The sequence below is a fragment of the Tessaracoccus zhenghani genome (assembly GCF_055326325.1).
This window is the reverse complement of the sequence record NZ_JBUZNQ010000012.1, coordinates 18564-32653: the sequence shown is the minus strand read 5'-3', so window position 1 is coordinate 32653 and position 14090 is coordinate 18564. Positions and strand designations below refer to the sequence as shown.

Genomic DNA, 14090 nt, shown 5'->3' with positions numbered 1-14090 from the left:
CTAGGACGTGTCTCCCAATAGCCGTTGCCAGGTCAGGATGGCGCTGAGGGTGACGCCGGCGCGGTAGGTGATGGCGAGTTTGTCGTACCGGGTCGCGATGCCGCGCCACTGCTTGGCGAGAGCGAAGAATCGCTCGACGACGTTGCGGCCCCTGTAGGCGTCGGCGTCGAGCCCGGGCGGTCTGCCGCCGTTGCTGCCGCGCCGTTTCCGTGCGGCGGCCTGATCGCGCTTGTCGGGAATGACGGCCTTGATCCCGCGGCGGCGCAGCTCGCTGCGGATCACGCCGGTCGCGTAGGCACGGTCTGCGATCACCGCATCAGGGCGGGTGCGCGGGCGTCCCGCGCCCGCCCGCGGGACGTGGATCTGCGCGAGCACCTCGGCAAGCATCGCGCCATCGTTGCGCTGACCGCCGGTGACGATCATCGCCAACGGCCGCCCGTGGCCGTCGACGGCCTGGTGGATCTTCGTCGTCAGTCCGCCGCGGGAGCGGCCGATACCGTGCCCCGGCGGTTCAACCTCCTGCCAGGGCAGATTCCTGTAATTCGATCCTGCCCCCTGTGTCCTGCTCCGGGCGGGTCGTGTTCGTCGCGTGCTGATGCGCACGCGCGATCGTCGCGTCCACCGACACCGCCCAGTCGATCTTCCCCGCCGCATCCGCCTCAGCGAGGATCCGCGTCAGCACCCGATCCCAGGTGCCGTCGCCGGCGTAACGACGGTGCCGCTTCCATACCGTCTGCCACGGACCGAACTCGTCGCGAGGCAGATCACGCCACGGGATCCCCGTGCGGAACCGGTACGCGATCCCCTCCACGACCCGACGGTTGTCGCCGAACGGGTGACCGCGGCGCCCCTCATTCGAGGGAAGCAGCGGCTCGATCCGCTCCCACTGCTCATCCGTGAACACCCGATACCGCGAACCCGTCGACCTCACCCGACCAGACTGCCGCGAGCCTCACTCAACATATGGGAGACACGCCCTAGCCAACCGGGGAAACATGAATGCGAGCATCACCACGATGACTTCCAGCGTCACTACCTAAGAGGACACCTCCACGACGAACTGGGCGATATCACGAGGGATCTCGGTTCCCCCCACGAACGCCGTCAAGACCGTTACGATCTCAATCTCCGCAAAAGCTGCGGCACCGAAAACAAGAACATGCAGCGTCGCCACCAACCAGTCGGTGACGTCCGGTCTGTAGGCGCGACGCCGCGGGATTGTGGTGAAAGCGAGAACCAGCCAGATGGTCGCGATGATCTGAGCCATGTTGAGCAGGAACGTGTACTGATCGGGCGTCACCGCCGCAACCCCGTGATGCGACCCACCGGCGGCTGGAAGTCGGTCGTCGACGTCGAGATCGCCGTCGCCGAGTACGTCGACTGGTACAACCACCGACGCCTCCACGGCGAAATCGGACTCGTCCCACCCGCCGAGTACGAGACCCACCACTGGGCAACAACCACGATCCAGCACTACCGTAAGAACCAGGTCCTCACCGAGGCCGGAACCAACTAACCGAGCCTCCACGAAACCCGGGGCGATTCATCAGAACCGACTCAAGGAGCGTCAGATCCTCGTGTGCCAACGCATCGACCAGCGGAGCGGCCGGGCAGGCTGACGGTGGCCGGCGGCGGCCCAAAGCTCCTGCAATCAGGTCTAGCAACCTCCTAGCCTGCTCGCTGACGTGTACCCGCGGGTCCACGCATGGGAATGCCGAGAGGGGTGACGAAGAGCGGCTCAGCCGGCCGGATCACCGGCAGGTCCAGCCAGGCGGTAAACACCTCTGCAGCGTGGGGGAAAGAACTCGAGCCGCCGACCAGATAGACCACCGGGACGTCCTGTCCACCCAGCACAGACGCCGCGATCGACGCCATCTTCTGCAGGGTCGGCCGAATCAGGCTGAGCACACCGTCGTACTCCGCGGCATCCTTCTTCACCGCCTCAGCCGCGTCGTAGTCGATCTTGCGGCGGCCGGCGACGACGAGGGTCATGTGGTGGCCACCGGTGGCCTCGTCCATTGAGCGGACCACCTCGCCTCCGGCCAGGATGGACACCCCAGTGGTGCCGTGGCCGATGTCGATCACACAGCCGTCGGTGATCCCGAGCGCCCGGGCAGCCGCCACCGGCTCGTCCACGACACACTCGACGTCGAGGTCGGCAGCCTCCGCAACATTGCGGAAGACCTGGATATCGCCCTGGCTGATGCCCGGTGGGATCGATAGCGATGCCCTCGTGAACCGAAAGCCCAGCCGATGCTCGACCTCTGCGGCGAGGCTCCTGACCGCACTGGTCGCACCAACCCAGTCCACCACGACGCCGTCCCGGACGACGGTGGAGTGGAGCCAGGCTCCGGTAACCGGGCGGTCGAGTTGGTCAACGACGGACGCCACGATGTTCGCGGTGCCGAGGTCGATGCCCAGCCTGGGTTCGCCGCGCGGCTCATCAACCGCCCCAGTGCGGGTCAGCTCCGCGAAGCGACGAATGGCCGCTTCCGGCTCGCTGGCCACAGGGATTGACGACTCCATACTCACCGACACTCCTTGACTCCTCACCTGACCCTTCGTTCGGCCACCCGTAACCGGATGCCGGGCACTCTGGCGGAGCCCCTTCCCGATCGGAACGCGCCCGCTGACCGATCGCACCGCAGAGAGCCCGGCATCCGGCGTCCGAGGCGATCCCGCGCCCGCGGCGCATCAGCGCACGTTGAGGTCTCCGATCAGGACGCACCGGCGCACCCTTGCGAAGTTGCGGGTCCGGGTCAGTCCCTCGCCGGTCGGGCCTGCGATGGTGAAGGTCGGGAAGCCCTCGCCGCCGATACCGAGGCCGTTGAACGAGGGTCCGTTCTTCACGAAGATCGTGGTCTGTATCTCTCGTCCCATCCGGGTGAGGGCCTTGACGTCCCTCGAATGCATGACCGCGGTGTGCCGGTAGCCGTGCTCCAACTCGACAGCGAGCGCGATGGCCGCGTCCACATCTGGCACCCGGACCAGCCCAATCACCGGCATCATTAGTTCGTGGACCACGAACGGGTGACTGGCGTCCACCTCGCACACGATCAACCGCACGCCTGCCGGCGGCTCGACGCCGATGGCGCGGAGGATCTCGGCCGCGGGCTTTCCCACCCAGTCGGTGTCCGGACCGGTTCGCTTCTGGTTCAGGACGAGCGCCTCAATACGGCGCACCTCCTCGGCAGAGGCCTCATAGGCACCTCGCTTGACCATCTCGAACTTGAGCAGGTCAGCCACCGCGTCGACGGCCACGATCTCCTTCTCGGCGGTACACGGCACGTTGTTGTCGAAGCTCGCACCATCGACGATGCACTTGGCCGCGTACCCGATGTCGGCGGTGGCGTCGACCACGACCGGCGGATTGCCGGCGCCCGCGCCGATCGCCTTCTTGCCGGAACTGAGCACCGTCTTCACGATCCCCGGTCCACCGGTTGCCACCAGCATCTTCACGCCCGGGTGGGCGATCATCTTGTTCGTGTTCTCGATCGACGGTTCGGAGACGGTGACGATCAGGTTCTCCGGCGCACCGGCGGCGCGCAGCGCCTGATTCAACTGCCGGACCTGCCACAGAGTCAGGTTCTTGGCCCGGGGATGGGGGCTGAACACCACGGCGTTGCCTGCCGCGAGCATGCCGATCGAGTTGCAGGTGACCGTCTCCGTCGGGTTGGTGGTCGGGGTGATCGCGCCGATCACGCCGTAGGCGGAGTACTCCACGGTGGTGAGGCCTTCGTCGCCTGACCATGCCGTCGTCTCCAGATCCTCGACCCCGGGGGTTCCCTCTGCGGCGGCCTTGTTCTTCAGGTACTTATGTTCGGCGTTGCCCATTCCGGTCTCGATCACGGCCTGGACCGACATGTAGTCGAGGTTCTCCGGCTTGAGCATGACCTCGCGAATGGCAGAGACGAAGCGTCTCCGGTCGGCCATCGTGCACCGGCGATACGCCTGGGCAGCCGCCGCCGCAGCGTTGACAGCGCCGTCCATGTCGGCGAACACACCGTCGCCCTCGACGCCGGGCCGCGGCGCGGACGGCGCAGCGGCGTGGAGTGGCCCGCCGTCGTGTTCGGCCAGCACCTCTCGGATAACTGCAACGAGCTGAGCAGTGTCAATCGTCATTCCTGTACTCCCATCACGCTGTTGATTGCTTCGTTCATCACGGCGATGTCCTCTTCGACGGTGCCGCCGGAGATGCCCAGGGCGCCCACGATCGCGCCCTGGGTAACCAGGGGCGCACCGCCGCCGAAGAGGACGACCCGGCCCGAGTTGCCACTGGCAAGGCCCGGCAACGGCCCACCCTGTGCGGCGAGCGCACCGACGGCCGCACTGCTCTGTTTGAAGGCATTCGCGGTCCATGCCTTGTTCGGTGCGAGTTCCAGGCTCGCCAGCAGCGAGCCGGGCATGCGGTGGAGAAGGACAAGGTTCCCCGAAGTGTCGACGACGGCGATCACCATCGGAACCCCACGAGCCTGGGCCGCCTGCTCGGCGGCGGCGGCAAGCCGCTGGGCCAGGTCGAGCGTGAGCCCGGCTGTCGCCGGCTCCGGGTCACCCGCCGGCGGGGCCTCGCCAGGCAGCAGCTTGGCTACGGCATCGCGGACTGCCCGCTCGACCCGGGCGCGATCGTGCCAGGTCTCGGCCAGCCGGGCCAAGGCATAGACCGCGTCCGAAAGCCGGTTGAGGTAGGTCACCAGCTCGGGTCGCACCGGCTCCTGCTCGGCCAACGTCAAGGTGCGGCGCTCAGCACGACGCACGATGGTGCGCGCCAGGTGAAGCCGGGCGGACAGCGGGTCGCGTCCGGGCACCACGAAGGCCCGCTGCGGGCCGGTGATCTCCAGACACTCGTCGATGAGCCGCTCAAGGCCGGCGACGTCGGCGGCGGAGATCGTGTTGCCCAACTGGCCCGCGCCCTGGGCGTCGGAGGCCAGTTCGGCGGCCACCACGAACAGGCGTAGCTGGATGGCATGCAGATGGTTCCGCCAGCGACCGGGCTCGAACACCGCCCTCGCTTCGCCGAGCGCGGCGTTCGCCTCGTCCACGGTGCCGTAGGCCTCCACGCGGAGGCTCTGCTTGGCCACTCGTGAACCGCCGAACAGGCCGGTGTCACCCTTGTCACCGGTGCGGGTGTAGACCGCGGGCATGGCTAGGCCTCTATCTCTACGGTGTCCACGATCCCGACGATCGTGGAGTCGATGGGGCTGCTCTGGCGGTCCGCGGCGAACCGGGCGGAGGATCCCTTCGTGACGATGACCGTCTCGCCACTGCCGGCACCGACGGTGTCGACGCAGACCTCGGGCACCCCGACTAGCTCGTGGAGTTCGTTCAGCCGCCTCACCAGCAGGAGCTTGAAGCCCACCAGCCGTTCATCCTTGCTGGTGGAGACAACATTGCCGATCACCTTGGCCAGATACATCGTCAGCTCACTCTCTCAAAGGCGATACTTCGCGCGGCTGCGGTCTCCCGAGCCAGCGGCGTGATCAGCGCGGCCGGCGCGAGACGCACTACGGTGCCCGGTGGGACCGCGCGGAGCAGGGCTTCATGTACCACCGGCTCGGTGCACCTGATTACGGGATTCTCCTGTTTGGCGTCACTGGGCAGCGAAGCTGTCTTCGTCAGCTGCCGCCGCACTGCCCGATCCAGCTGTTCGGCCGAGGTCAACCGGACCCCGAACGACCGCACCCGCTCCAGGTTCCCCCGCAACAGATCCCGGTAGCCCGGGGGAATGTCCGGGAACCAGCCCCGCTTGTCGGCGCTGTCCGGGCAGGCCGCGTTCACGGCCACCACGACCGGCTTGTTGCTCATGATGAACTCCGCCATCACATTCGACGCCAGACAGTCACAGACACCGTGGGCGACCTTTGCCAGCAGGTTGACTGTCGCGGTGGGCACAATCAGCACGTCATGCGCCTGCACCAGCGACTGGCTGGCCGGGGTCATCCCCGAGGCGGCGATCGCGTCCTGATCCAGGATGTGCTCGGCGGCCGGGGTCTGGATCCAGTCGAGACCCATCTCCGGAGCGAGTCGCGCCAGGGAGCCCAACGCCGCCTCGAAGCCGAGCGAGGCACCGCTGAACAGCACCAGCGCGTTCGGACCGCGCCGCGGCTGCAGCATGTCCGACACAATCTGGCGGATCAGCCCGCGCAGTTCCCGCTCGTCCACTGTCACGCCTACGGTGAGGTCCGCCGGGGCACGTCGCAGATCGTCACGTAGTCCCCCGTCCGGGCGCCGATCGCATTTCCCTCGTCGGTGTCGAGGTGCAACTCCAGCAGGAAGCTCTCCTTCACTCGCACCAGGAACTGGTCGAGCCGACCGCCGCGCTCGCCGCCGAAGACAACGCTGACCCGGTCCTGGTCCTTGACGCCCAGCCTGGCGGCATCGTCCGGGCCCATGTGGATGTGACGGCCGGCGACGATCGCCGCATGGGCCTTCACCACCCGGCCGACCGGGCCCTCGATCTCGATCGGCCCGGCCTCGGCCAGATTCCCCGACTGCGCCATCGGTGCTGCCACGCCGAGCGCGAAGCAGTCGGTACGGCTGAGTTCCACCTGGGTGGCCGGACGGTTCGGGCCCATCACCCGAACCCGGTCCATGTGGCCCCGGGGTCCGTGCAGGGTTACTGTCTCCTCTGCGGCGAACTCGCCGCGCTGGCGCACGTACTTCTTCACCGTCGGCTTGGCGTAGCCGAAGAGGGTGTGGAAGTCGGCATCGTCGAGGTGGACGTGCCGGTTGGAGATCCCGACGATGGTCTGGGCGGGGTCCGCCTCGGCGATTCTCTGCAGAACTCGCTCGACGATCTCATCGATCAGAAGTGTCCCGGGCATGGTCATCACCTCGGCAGGAGCTTCTCGACATCGCGGTGCGGCCGCGGGATGACGTGGCGAGCCACGACGGTACCGACCCGTTCCGCCGCTGCGGCACCCGCGTCCACGGCCGCCCTGACCGCTCCGACATCGCCGCGGACCAGCACCGTGACGAGCGCGGAGCCGATCCGGACCGACCCGATCAGGCTGACATTCGCAGCCTTGGCCATGGCGTCGGCAGCCTCAACGGCGCCGACGAAGCCCCTGGTCTCGATAATGCCGAGCGCCTGGCTCATGCTTGGTCTCCTTTCTGGGTGGGTGCCGGTCGCGCGCCAGCCTTCGGTGCAGCGCTTCGTGCGGCGCCCCTGCGGGGCGTCTCCACATCCGGCGTGTCGGCGGCATCCTCAACTTCGGTGTCGGGCGGAGGGGCAGTCTCCGCCGGAGTGGCTGTCTCCGACGGAGCTGCCGGCTCCGGCGGCGGCGCCGCTTCCTCCGGGGTATCGACCACCGGGACCGGGTCGAACCCGATCGTCGCGGCATTCCGGACCAGAGACCCCACTCCCGAGGCCGGCCGCGGGATGACCAGTGAACTCACCACCTGGTTGAGTCGTCCCGCCGCGGAGACAGCGGCTGCGACAGCGGCGTTGACCGCTCCGACCTGGCCGAGCACTTTGATGGTGACGTAGCCGCTGCCCCTGGCCAGCTCGTAGCCGACCAACTCCACATCTGCGGTCTTGCACGCGACGTCGGCCGCCTCAAGGCCAGCGGTCAGCCCCACAACCTCAATCAGCCCCAAGGCTTGCATGGTGATTCCCTTCTCTGGTGGTGGCGCGCAGCGGGATGCGCTTGACGATTCGAGCGGCGTTGGATCCGACGATGCGGTCACTGACCCCCAGCCATTCCGCGATGTACGGCCGCCCTTCAGGGAGCTTCTCGGTGGTGACCACGGCGTAGTCGAGCGCGACACCGACCCCGATTCCCAGCCTGGACTCGAGGGAAGCAGCGTGGGCGAGCGCGAGCGGGTTGAGTTCGTCGCGGCGGGTCACCTCCGCGGGCACTCCTTCCTCTTCCATGCCGAGCAGCAGACCGGTCAGCGCGGTCTCGGGCACGTCCAGGTGAACGTGCAGTGCGATGGCCGGAGGCGTCGGCTTGGTCATGACTGCTCCTGCCAACTGAGAGCAAGCCCGGTCGCGACCGCGTTACGCGGACCTTCGGTGCCCCGCACGTTGGCGCGCCCGGCGACGACTCGGTACTCGGCCAGTGCCGCGGTGACCAACTGCGGGATCTCGAAATCGAGCGCCGAGCCACCGACCAAGACGACGAAGTCGATGTCGCGTACGTTGTCGGTCGGGCTCACCCGGCGGAGCGCACGAATGGCGTTGGTGACGAAGACGCGTTCCTTCGCCCGGATCCGCACCTGACGAATGGTCTCCACCGGCAGATCAAGATCGAGCGGCACCATTCCCTCAGGTTTGAGGATGACCACCCGCGCGTAGACCTCAGGCGGAAGCGGCTCCTCGAAGAACTGCACCGTGCCGTCTTCGTGCCGGATGTTGAACACCGTCTCGACCTTGGCCAGCGGGTGGCGTTTGAGATCCTCGGCGAGTTCGAAGTTCTCCAGGCCCAACTCCGACTGAATCATCAGCGTCACCATGTTGCCGGCCCCGGCCAGGTGGATCGACTCACCGGTTCCGTCGGCCCGCATCACGGAAGCGTCGGTGGAACCGGCTCCCATATCGAGGATCGCGATCGGCGCGGCGGTGCCCGGCGTGGTCAGCGCACCGCGGATGGCCATGTCGGCCTCGACCCCGCCCACCTCGATCGCGACAGCCAGCTTGGCTTCGAGTCCGGCCGCGATCCGCTGCATCTGCAGCCGGTCGGTCTTGACCATGACCGCGATGCCGACCGCAGCCTCCATCGAGAATTCGTTGGCGATTCCGCCGGCCACCCGCCGGGGTACCTGGGTATCGACCGCTAGCAGATCGGTGACATTCACGTCCCGCGGCTGAAGGTTGGTCAGCTGCGCCATGGTGACGCGCACCTTCTCCATCATGCCGCCCACGTTGGTGCCGGGTTCGCCGGTGACGTCGTTGACCTGGCGCACCCGACCAACCGCCGACATGATCTCCTCGGCGCCTCGTTCGACATCCACTTCCAGCCGGCTCGCAGCGCCGTGCACGGTCAGCTTGCCGGCCGGGATGCGCCGCTCCTGGACGTCCCCCTGGGGAGTCTTGATCACTACCGCGGATCGATTGCCCACCAGCGAGCGGGCGAGCGGCACGACCTGCTTGGTGTCCTCGGCGTCCAGCCCGAACAGGGTCGCGATGCCGAACGGGTTCGCCAGGGTCTCGACGATTCGTCCGGCCTCGGCGACCTCGATGGCCGCGAGCATGCCCAGCGGGACCTTCTCGATCAGGTGCACCTCATCGACGATCGGGATCTTGCGGTTGAGCCGGTTGTGGACCAGGACGCCGTCGTCGGACTGCAGGATCGCACCGGCCACCTCGGCGGTAGCCTCGTTGAGCCGGCGGGCGATGTCGTCGTAGGGGTGGGTCCGGCCGGCCACGACGATGCACGAGCCCGGCGGCGCCGCGGACAGTTCGTCGATGGGAACGGTTACGCCCACACCGATCCCCAGCCCTCCCGGCGTCGCCGGATTGTGTCCGATCATGGTCGACTCGGTGATGATGGTTTCGGTGATCGTCTCCATCGCGACGTCGCCGATCACCGGGGCCGCCTCGTTGATCCGGACGAGTTCAAGGTCCGAGAGCGAGCGCCCGGCCGCCTTCACCGCATCCTGCAGGGCGTGAAAGATACCGGTCAGATTGGCATCGGTGCCCTTGATGCCCGTTGTCGGGATGGTGCCGCTGGCCACGAACCGTAGGTCCGCGCCGTCAACCTCGGCAAGTGCGACCTCAGTGGTCGCATTGCCGATGTCGATCCCGGCGATCAGCTTCACGGGTTCCTCTCTGGTGCGGTCGGTCATCAATGGGGAACCTCCCCGGCCACGGCGGCAGGTTGGTTCCTGGGAGGACGGGCGTGGCGGCGGGTATCCGCCTCCACGCCCGTCAGCACGTGCTCAGTCGACTCGCAGCCGGCCACGCGCCTGGTAGACCTCGGCGGCCTCGCGGACGAATATCCCCGCGGCCTTCGCGTCGTAGGTACCTTCGAGTTCGGCGGCGATATCCAGCAGCTCCTTCTTGGTGGACCGGTATGGCCGAAGGGCGTCGTAGATGGCCAGCAGCCGATCGTCCGGCACCGCAACCAACTCCGCCGCGCGGCGCAGGTTGCGAGCCAGCGAACCGCGTCCGACATCGTCGGCCACCTGCGCTTGCAGCTCGAGCGTGTCAGCCGAGATCTTGAAATCCGACGGCTTCAGGTCCCCCGACTTCAGCCGCTCGAACGTCAGCTCGGCCAGTCGCGCGCCGCTGTCGGTGCGCACCAGCTCAGGGCGTCGTTCGGCCAGCGGATAGTCGGCTACGCCCACCGTGGCTCCGGCCGGCACCGGCTTCTTCTCGAACGCAACCTGGTTCTCGCTGCCGAGATTCTTCATGACCTCGGTCATGATCTGACGAATCAGTTCCTCTTGATCCATGACCTTGCCCTCCTAGCCGATGGTTACCTGAAGCGCTTGCGGCTTCTTGGACGGATCACACAACGTCGTCTCCTTGTTGTGCAGGAGCGCCGCGATGGCCTGGTACTTCGGTCGGGTGCTCGGATCGTTGCGGACCGGGACCGGCTCGGGGTTCTCCCCCTTGGCGTACCGGGCCGCGTTCTTGCCGATCGCCCTGAAGGTGGCCTCGTCGATCAGCGGCGACTGACTGAACAACTCGACATTCGACAACGGCGGCAGATCCTTCTGATGAATCACCGTCGTCCCGCGGGACTGGATTCCGACCCCGATGCCGGAGCCGGACAACTTGGCCGCTTCGTGCGCCACGAAACCGACATCGGCCGTCTTGTAGATACGCACGAAGCGGTACCTCATGCCCTCCTCCTCCAGGCCGGCACAGAGCTCCTTGAGCGCCGTGGCGTGCGGAATCCCGATGATGGTCCGGTGGATCCCAGTGCTGAACGCCGGCGAGAGCGCGATGACGACCTCCTTCGGGTCGGTTCCGCGCTGAGCGTCTCCGGCTTCCACGATCCGCAGTTCGCCGACGTTCGCCGCAGGTGCCGCGGTGCCAGCAGCCGTCACGGGGTTCGGTGCCGACGCCGTCCCACCAACGACCTCACGGATGACCTGCTCGACCAGACTCTTGAGTGTGGCTTGATCCATGACTGTCACCTCAGATGCTTTCCGGGCTGACGGCCTGACGGATCGTCTTGATCTGATCCCAGCGTTCCGGCGACATCTGGTAGCCGGTCATCGGGCCCGCGTAGTCGTTGGGGTTGTTCACTGCCGAATCGATCCGGAAATCACCATCGAAGATGGCCGCGGTCTGCAGGTAGTCGCCTGCCATGCGGTGCTTGATCAGGTTGAACACTGCCTCAGCTACGTCATCGAAGCCGCTGCGGATCAGCGCCTGCACCACATCGAGACCGGTGATCTCGCGCTTCATCAGGTCGTCGGCCGCCACCAGGTCCTCCACCACATTGCGGGCGGGGAGATCTCGAGAGCCGTGTCCGTAGGTCGCCGCCTCCACCTCGGCGTCGGTGATCTCGGGCAACCCCAGTTCCTTGAAGACTGCCTGGATGGCGCGGGTCGCCTTCCGGCGGATCGCGATCACGTCCTCTTCCGACACCGGGGACAACGCACCGTCCACCCGCATGTCACGCTGCAGGATGAGCCAGTCGTCGAAGTCCTCGGCGTCCCAGTGCCCGCCACCGAACATGTTGTCGTAGTTCGGCACCGTCGAGTAGCCGGAGCAGATGAAGTCAGTGCCGGGCACGAACTGCATCAGCGACCGCGCAACCCGCCGCAGATCGGACTGCGACATCGACTGGTCGTTGGCGGAGGCGCACTCCAGGTCCAGCATCATCGCGATCAGGTTCTCTGCGAGGAAGGCACGGACGCCCTGTGGCACTCCTCCGACCACACCCACGCAGGAGACCGAGCCGTTCTGAGTGCCCTGCGAACCGGCCGCCCGGGTGATGAACTGACAGCGGGATTCGAGATAGAGCATGCTCATGCCCTCGGCGAATCCCATCTGCACCTCGGAGCCGGTGCCGGAGGTGAACCGCATCTTCAGGCCACGGGAGGCGTAGCAGGAAGCCAGGAACGCCTTCGACCACGGGGTGTCGTCGCCATCCATGAATACCGCTTCGGTGCCGTAGACCGAGACCGTCTCCGCGTAGGACGTGAGCCCGCGCATCCCGAGCTGGAGTTCGGTGGCTTCCTCCACCGCGCACTGGGAGAGGATTCCCGGCCTGCCGGTCTGCGAACCGACCAGAACAGCGAGCGCGTTGAGCGGCGCGTAGCGCACGATCCCGACGGTGGTCTCCTCCTCGGCGAAGCCGCGGATTCCGGCCTCAGCCGCATCCGCGGCCAACTGCACCGGGTTGTCCGTCACGCTGGTGACGTGCCCCTGCATGGCCGGCCGTTTGCGGGCACGCAGCTTGGTCACCGCGGCCATCATCTCCAGCACGCTCATCCTGGAGACCACCTCGGCGGCCTTCGCGGGCGTCAGGGCCGTGGTCAACGGGATCAACTCATGGCGTGGGATGTTGATGTCGCACAGCATGTGGGCCAGGCGCACCGAGTCGATCGCGTTCGCCTCCACCGCTCGCTCCAGGTTGATGCCGTAGCTGGCGATGAAGGTGTCGAGCATGTCGAAGTCGGCACGTTGCCTGCCGTCGAGTTCGACGATCTCCCCGTTCTCGATCCTGATCGACGGCTTGGGATCGTTCGGACCGTCCATGGCGATCAGGCCCACCTCGGGCCATTCGCTGACGTAGCCGTCCTGGTTGACTGGACGCGCGTCCAGTATTTCGAATCTCTTTGACCTCATGGCTCGTCCTAGATGTAGGGGGTGGAGGCCGACTCGGGCTGTGTCCCGAGCGCCGCGAGTAGTGGCATGCCGACCTCTCGGGCCGCGATGATCGCCTGCCGGACGGCACCGGAGTCACCGGAGAACGCGGCGATCACCTCGTTGGTGAGGCTGGTTCCCCGCGCCGGGCTGGAGTAGCCGATCAGGTCGATGGTCGATGCCTTGACGGCCGTATCGGCGAGCACGACGCCGATCGCGGCCGGAGCCCCGACGGTGATACCGAACGCCTTGCCCAGCGGGGCGCCGAATGCCTTCTGCAACGCATAGCTGGCACGCGCGGTGTACTGGAATTCCAGGTGGCCCGCGTCGTTGGCATAGATGTCACCAAAGGTACGGTCCAGTTCGGTGAGCGCGACCTCAACGGCCCTGCGGGCATCGGAGACGTCCTCAGCCCCGAACACCACCAGCGAGCCGTGACCGGCCCCGCCCTTGGTGTCACGGGCCATTTCGATGCTCAGCACCTCGGCATTGGTCGCCTTGACGGCTTCATCGGCGGCAAAGATCTGCGGGCCGGCACCCGTCCGGGCGCCCAGGATCCCGAGAGACTTGTACTCCCGCTCCAGCTTCATCATCGCGAGAAGGTCGGAGTCGACGTTCGCAATGACGAGGCCGATGGAATCACCGAGTCGGTTCGTACCGACGAACTCGGTGACGGCGGGCTGTGCTGACAGCGCGCCCTCTCCCAACCGAGGCGACACCTTCTTCATGACTTCCGCCATGACCTTGTCGACCAGGTCCTCAGACATCGTTCAGCTCACTTCGCGCCGGGAAGGATCTTCTCGACATCGGTGTGCGGGCGCGGGATCACGTGGACGGAGACCAGCTCGCCCACCTTTGCCGCTGCCGCCGCGCCGGCGTCGGTGGCCGCCTTCACCGCACCGACGTCGCCCCGGACCATGACCGTCACCAAGCCGGCTCCGACCTTCTCGTTGCCGATCAGCTGCACGTTCGCCGACTTGACCATCGCGTCAGCGGCCTCGACCGCGCCCACGAACCCCTTGGTCTCGACCATGCCCAGTGCATCCTGCATGTTGGACTCCTTCGTCTAGCGAGGCCGGTTGATGACCTCCCGGGAAGAGTAGCAGCATCGAGGGACACGATTTGCGCAAGCGGCTACACAAAGCCGCCCTCAGTATCTGCCGCCCCTAGAGATGGGAGGCAAGGTCTGCCTAAGATGGCGACAAAGTTCCGGGGTCCGGGACCAGGTGTACCGCTGTCACCGTCGGGCCAGCGTACGCCTGCGAATTGTCACCGCCGCATTGCCGGTGTCAACAAGAGAATCTGAGAACGCCAAGATCAAAGG

18 protein-coding genes are annotated in these 14090 nt (G+C 66.7%); 1 reads left to right on the top strand and 17 read right to left on the bottom strand.

Going from position 1 to position 14090, the window contains the following annotated elements:
* A protein-coding gene (locus tag ACZK4S_RS14905) for an IS5 family transposase (protein ID WP_463643408.1) occupies positions 1-904 on the bottom strand; the annotation gives its coding sequence in 2 pieces (ribosomal slippage) (positions 1-583 and positions 582-904; 906 coding nt in all).
* Between the two features lie 132 nt (positions 905-1036).
* Entirely contained in the window at positions 1037-1300 is a 264-nt protein-coding gene (locus ACZK4S_RS14900; RefSeq protein WP_459018365.1) for a hypothetical protein, read from the bottom strand.
* A 15-nt stretch (positions 1301-1315) separates the two neighbouring features.
* Between ACZK4S_RS14900 and ACZK4S_RS14895 the strand changes: the two genes are divergently transcribed.
* On the top strand, positions 1316-1516 hold the full coding sequence (locus tag ACZK4S_RS14895) for an IS3 family transposase (RefSeq protein ID WP_459020448.1): 201 nt from the start codon (positions 1316-1318) through the stop codon (positions 1514-1516).
* 152 nt (positions 1517-1668) lie between these two features.
* On the opposite strand, the gene eutJ is transcribed toward ACZK4S_RS14895, so the two are convergent.
* From eutJ to pduA, 15 genes are all read right to left on the bottom strand, one after another.
* Positions 1669-2526: an ethanolamine utilization protein EutJ gene (gene eutJ, locus ACZK4S_RS14890; protein ID WP_459018364.1), complete on the bottom strand. Its 858-nt coding sequence runs from the start codon at positions 2524-2526 to the stop codon at positions 1669-1671.
* A gap of 168 nt (positions 2527-2694) precedes the next feature.
* Positions 2695-4122 carry an aldehyde dehydrogenase family protein gene (locus ACZK4S_RS14885; protein ID WP_459018362.1) on the bottom strand — a complete coding sequence of 476 codons (1428 nt, stop codon included), beginning with the start codon at positions 4120-4122 and terminating at the stop codon, positions 2695-2697.
* Positions 4119-5141 carry a cob(I)yrinic acid a,c-diamide adenosyltransferase gene (locus ACZK4S_RS14880; protein ID WP_459018361.1) on the bottom strand — a complete coding sequence of 341 codons (1023 nt, stop codon included), beginning with the start codon at positions 5139-5141 and terminating at the stop codon, positions 4119-4121. Before ACZK4S_RS14880 ends, ACZK4S_RS14885 begins: the two co-directional genes overlap by 4 nt.
* A 2-nt stretch (positions 5142-5143) precedes the next feature.
* Complete coding sequence (locus tag ACZK4S_RS14875) at positions 5144-5413, bottom strand: EutN/CcmL family microcompartment protein (RefSeq protein ID WP_459018360.1); 270 nt, start codon at positions 5411-5413, stop codon at positions 5144-5146.
* A gap of 2 nt (positions 5414-5415) precedes the next feature.
* Complete coding sequence (locus tag ACZK4S_RS14870) at positions 5416-6159, bottom strand: flavoprotein (RefSeq protein WP_459018359.1); 744 nt, start codon at positions 6157-6159, stop codon at positions 5416-5418.
* 8 nt (positions 6160-6167) lie between these two features.
* A complete protein-coding gene (gene pduL / locus ACZK4S_RS14865) occupies positions 6168-6821 on the bottom strand; it encodes a phosphate propanoyltransferase (protein ID WP_459018358.1) in 654 nt (217 codons plus the stop codon).
* Positions 6822-6826: 5 nt separating this feature from the next.
* Entirely contained in the window at positions 6827-7096 is a 270-nt protein-coding gene (locus ACZK4S_RS14860; protein WP_345045348.1) for a BMC domain-containing protein, read from the bottom strand.
* Positions 7093-7605, bottom strand: a complete 513-nt coding sequence (locus ACZK4S_RS14855; RefSeq protein WP_425554621.1) for a BMC domain-containing protein — start codon at positions 7603-7605, stop codon at positions 7093-7095. Before ACZK4S_RS14855 ends, ACZK4S_RS14860 begins: the two co-directional genes overlap by 4 nt.
* Complete coding sequence (locus ACZK4S_RS14850; RefSeq protein ID WP_459018354.1) at positions 7583-7957, bottom strand: glycerol dehydratase reactivase beta/small subunit family protein; 375 nt, start codon at positions 7955-7957, stop codon at positions 7583-7585. The genes ACZK4S_RS14855 and ACZK4S_RS14850 overlap by 23 nt, the downstream gene beginning before the upstream one ends.
* Positions 7954-9786, bottom strand: a complete 1833-nt coding sequence (locus ACZK4S_RS14845) for a diol dehydratase reactivase subunit alpha (protein WP_345045354.1) — start codon at positions 9784-9786, stop codon at positions 7954-7956. Before ACZK4S_RS14845 ends, ACZK4S_RS14850 begins: the two co-directional genes overlap by 4 nt.
* 93 nt (positions 9787-9879) lie before the next feature.
* Positions 9880-10395 carry a diol dehydratase small subunit gene (locus ACZK4S_RS14840; RefSeq protein WP_459018352.1) on the bottom strand — a complete coding sequence of 172 codons (516 nt, stop codon included), beginning with the start codon at positions 10393-10395 and terminating at the stop codon, positions 9880-9882.
* Positions 10396-10407: 12 nt separating this feature from the next.
* Positions 10408-11076 carry a propanediol/glycerol family dehydratase medium subunit gene (locus ACZK4S_RS14835; protein WP_345045358.1) on the bottom strand — a complete coding sequence of 223 codons (669 nt, stop codon included), beginning with the start codon at positions 11074-11076 and terminating at the stop codon, positions 10408-10410.
* A 10-nt stretch (positions 11077-11086) separates the two neighbouring features.
* Complete coding sequence (locus tag ACZK4S_RS14830; protein ID WP_459018350.1) at positions 11087-12748, bottom strand: propanediol/glycerol family dehydratase large subunit; 1662 nt, start codon at positions 12746-12748, stop codon at positions 11087-11089.
* A gap of 8 nt (positions 12749-12756) precedes the next feature.
* Positions 12757-13533 carry a propanediol utilization microcompartment protein PduB gene (gene pduB / locus ACZK4S_RS14825; RefSeq protein ID WP_459018348.1) on the bottom strand — a complete coding sequence of 259 codons (777 nt, stop codon included), beginning with the start codon at positions 13531-13533 and terminating at the stop codon, positions 12757-12759.
* A gap of 8 nt (positions 13534-13541) precedes the next feature.
* Positions 13542-13817 carry a propanediol utilization microcompartment protein PduA gene (gene pduA / locus ACZK4S_RS14820; protein WP_459018346.1) on the bottom strand — a complete coding sequence of 92 codons (276 nt, stop codon included), beginning with the start codon at positions 13815-13817 and terminating at the stop codon, positions 13542-13544.
* Between the last annotated feature and the right edge of the window lie 273 nt (positions 13818-14090).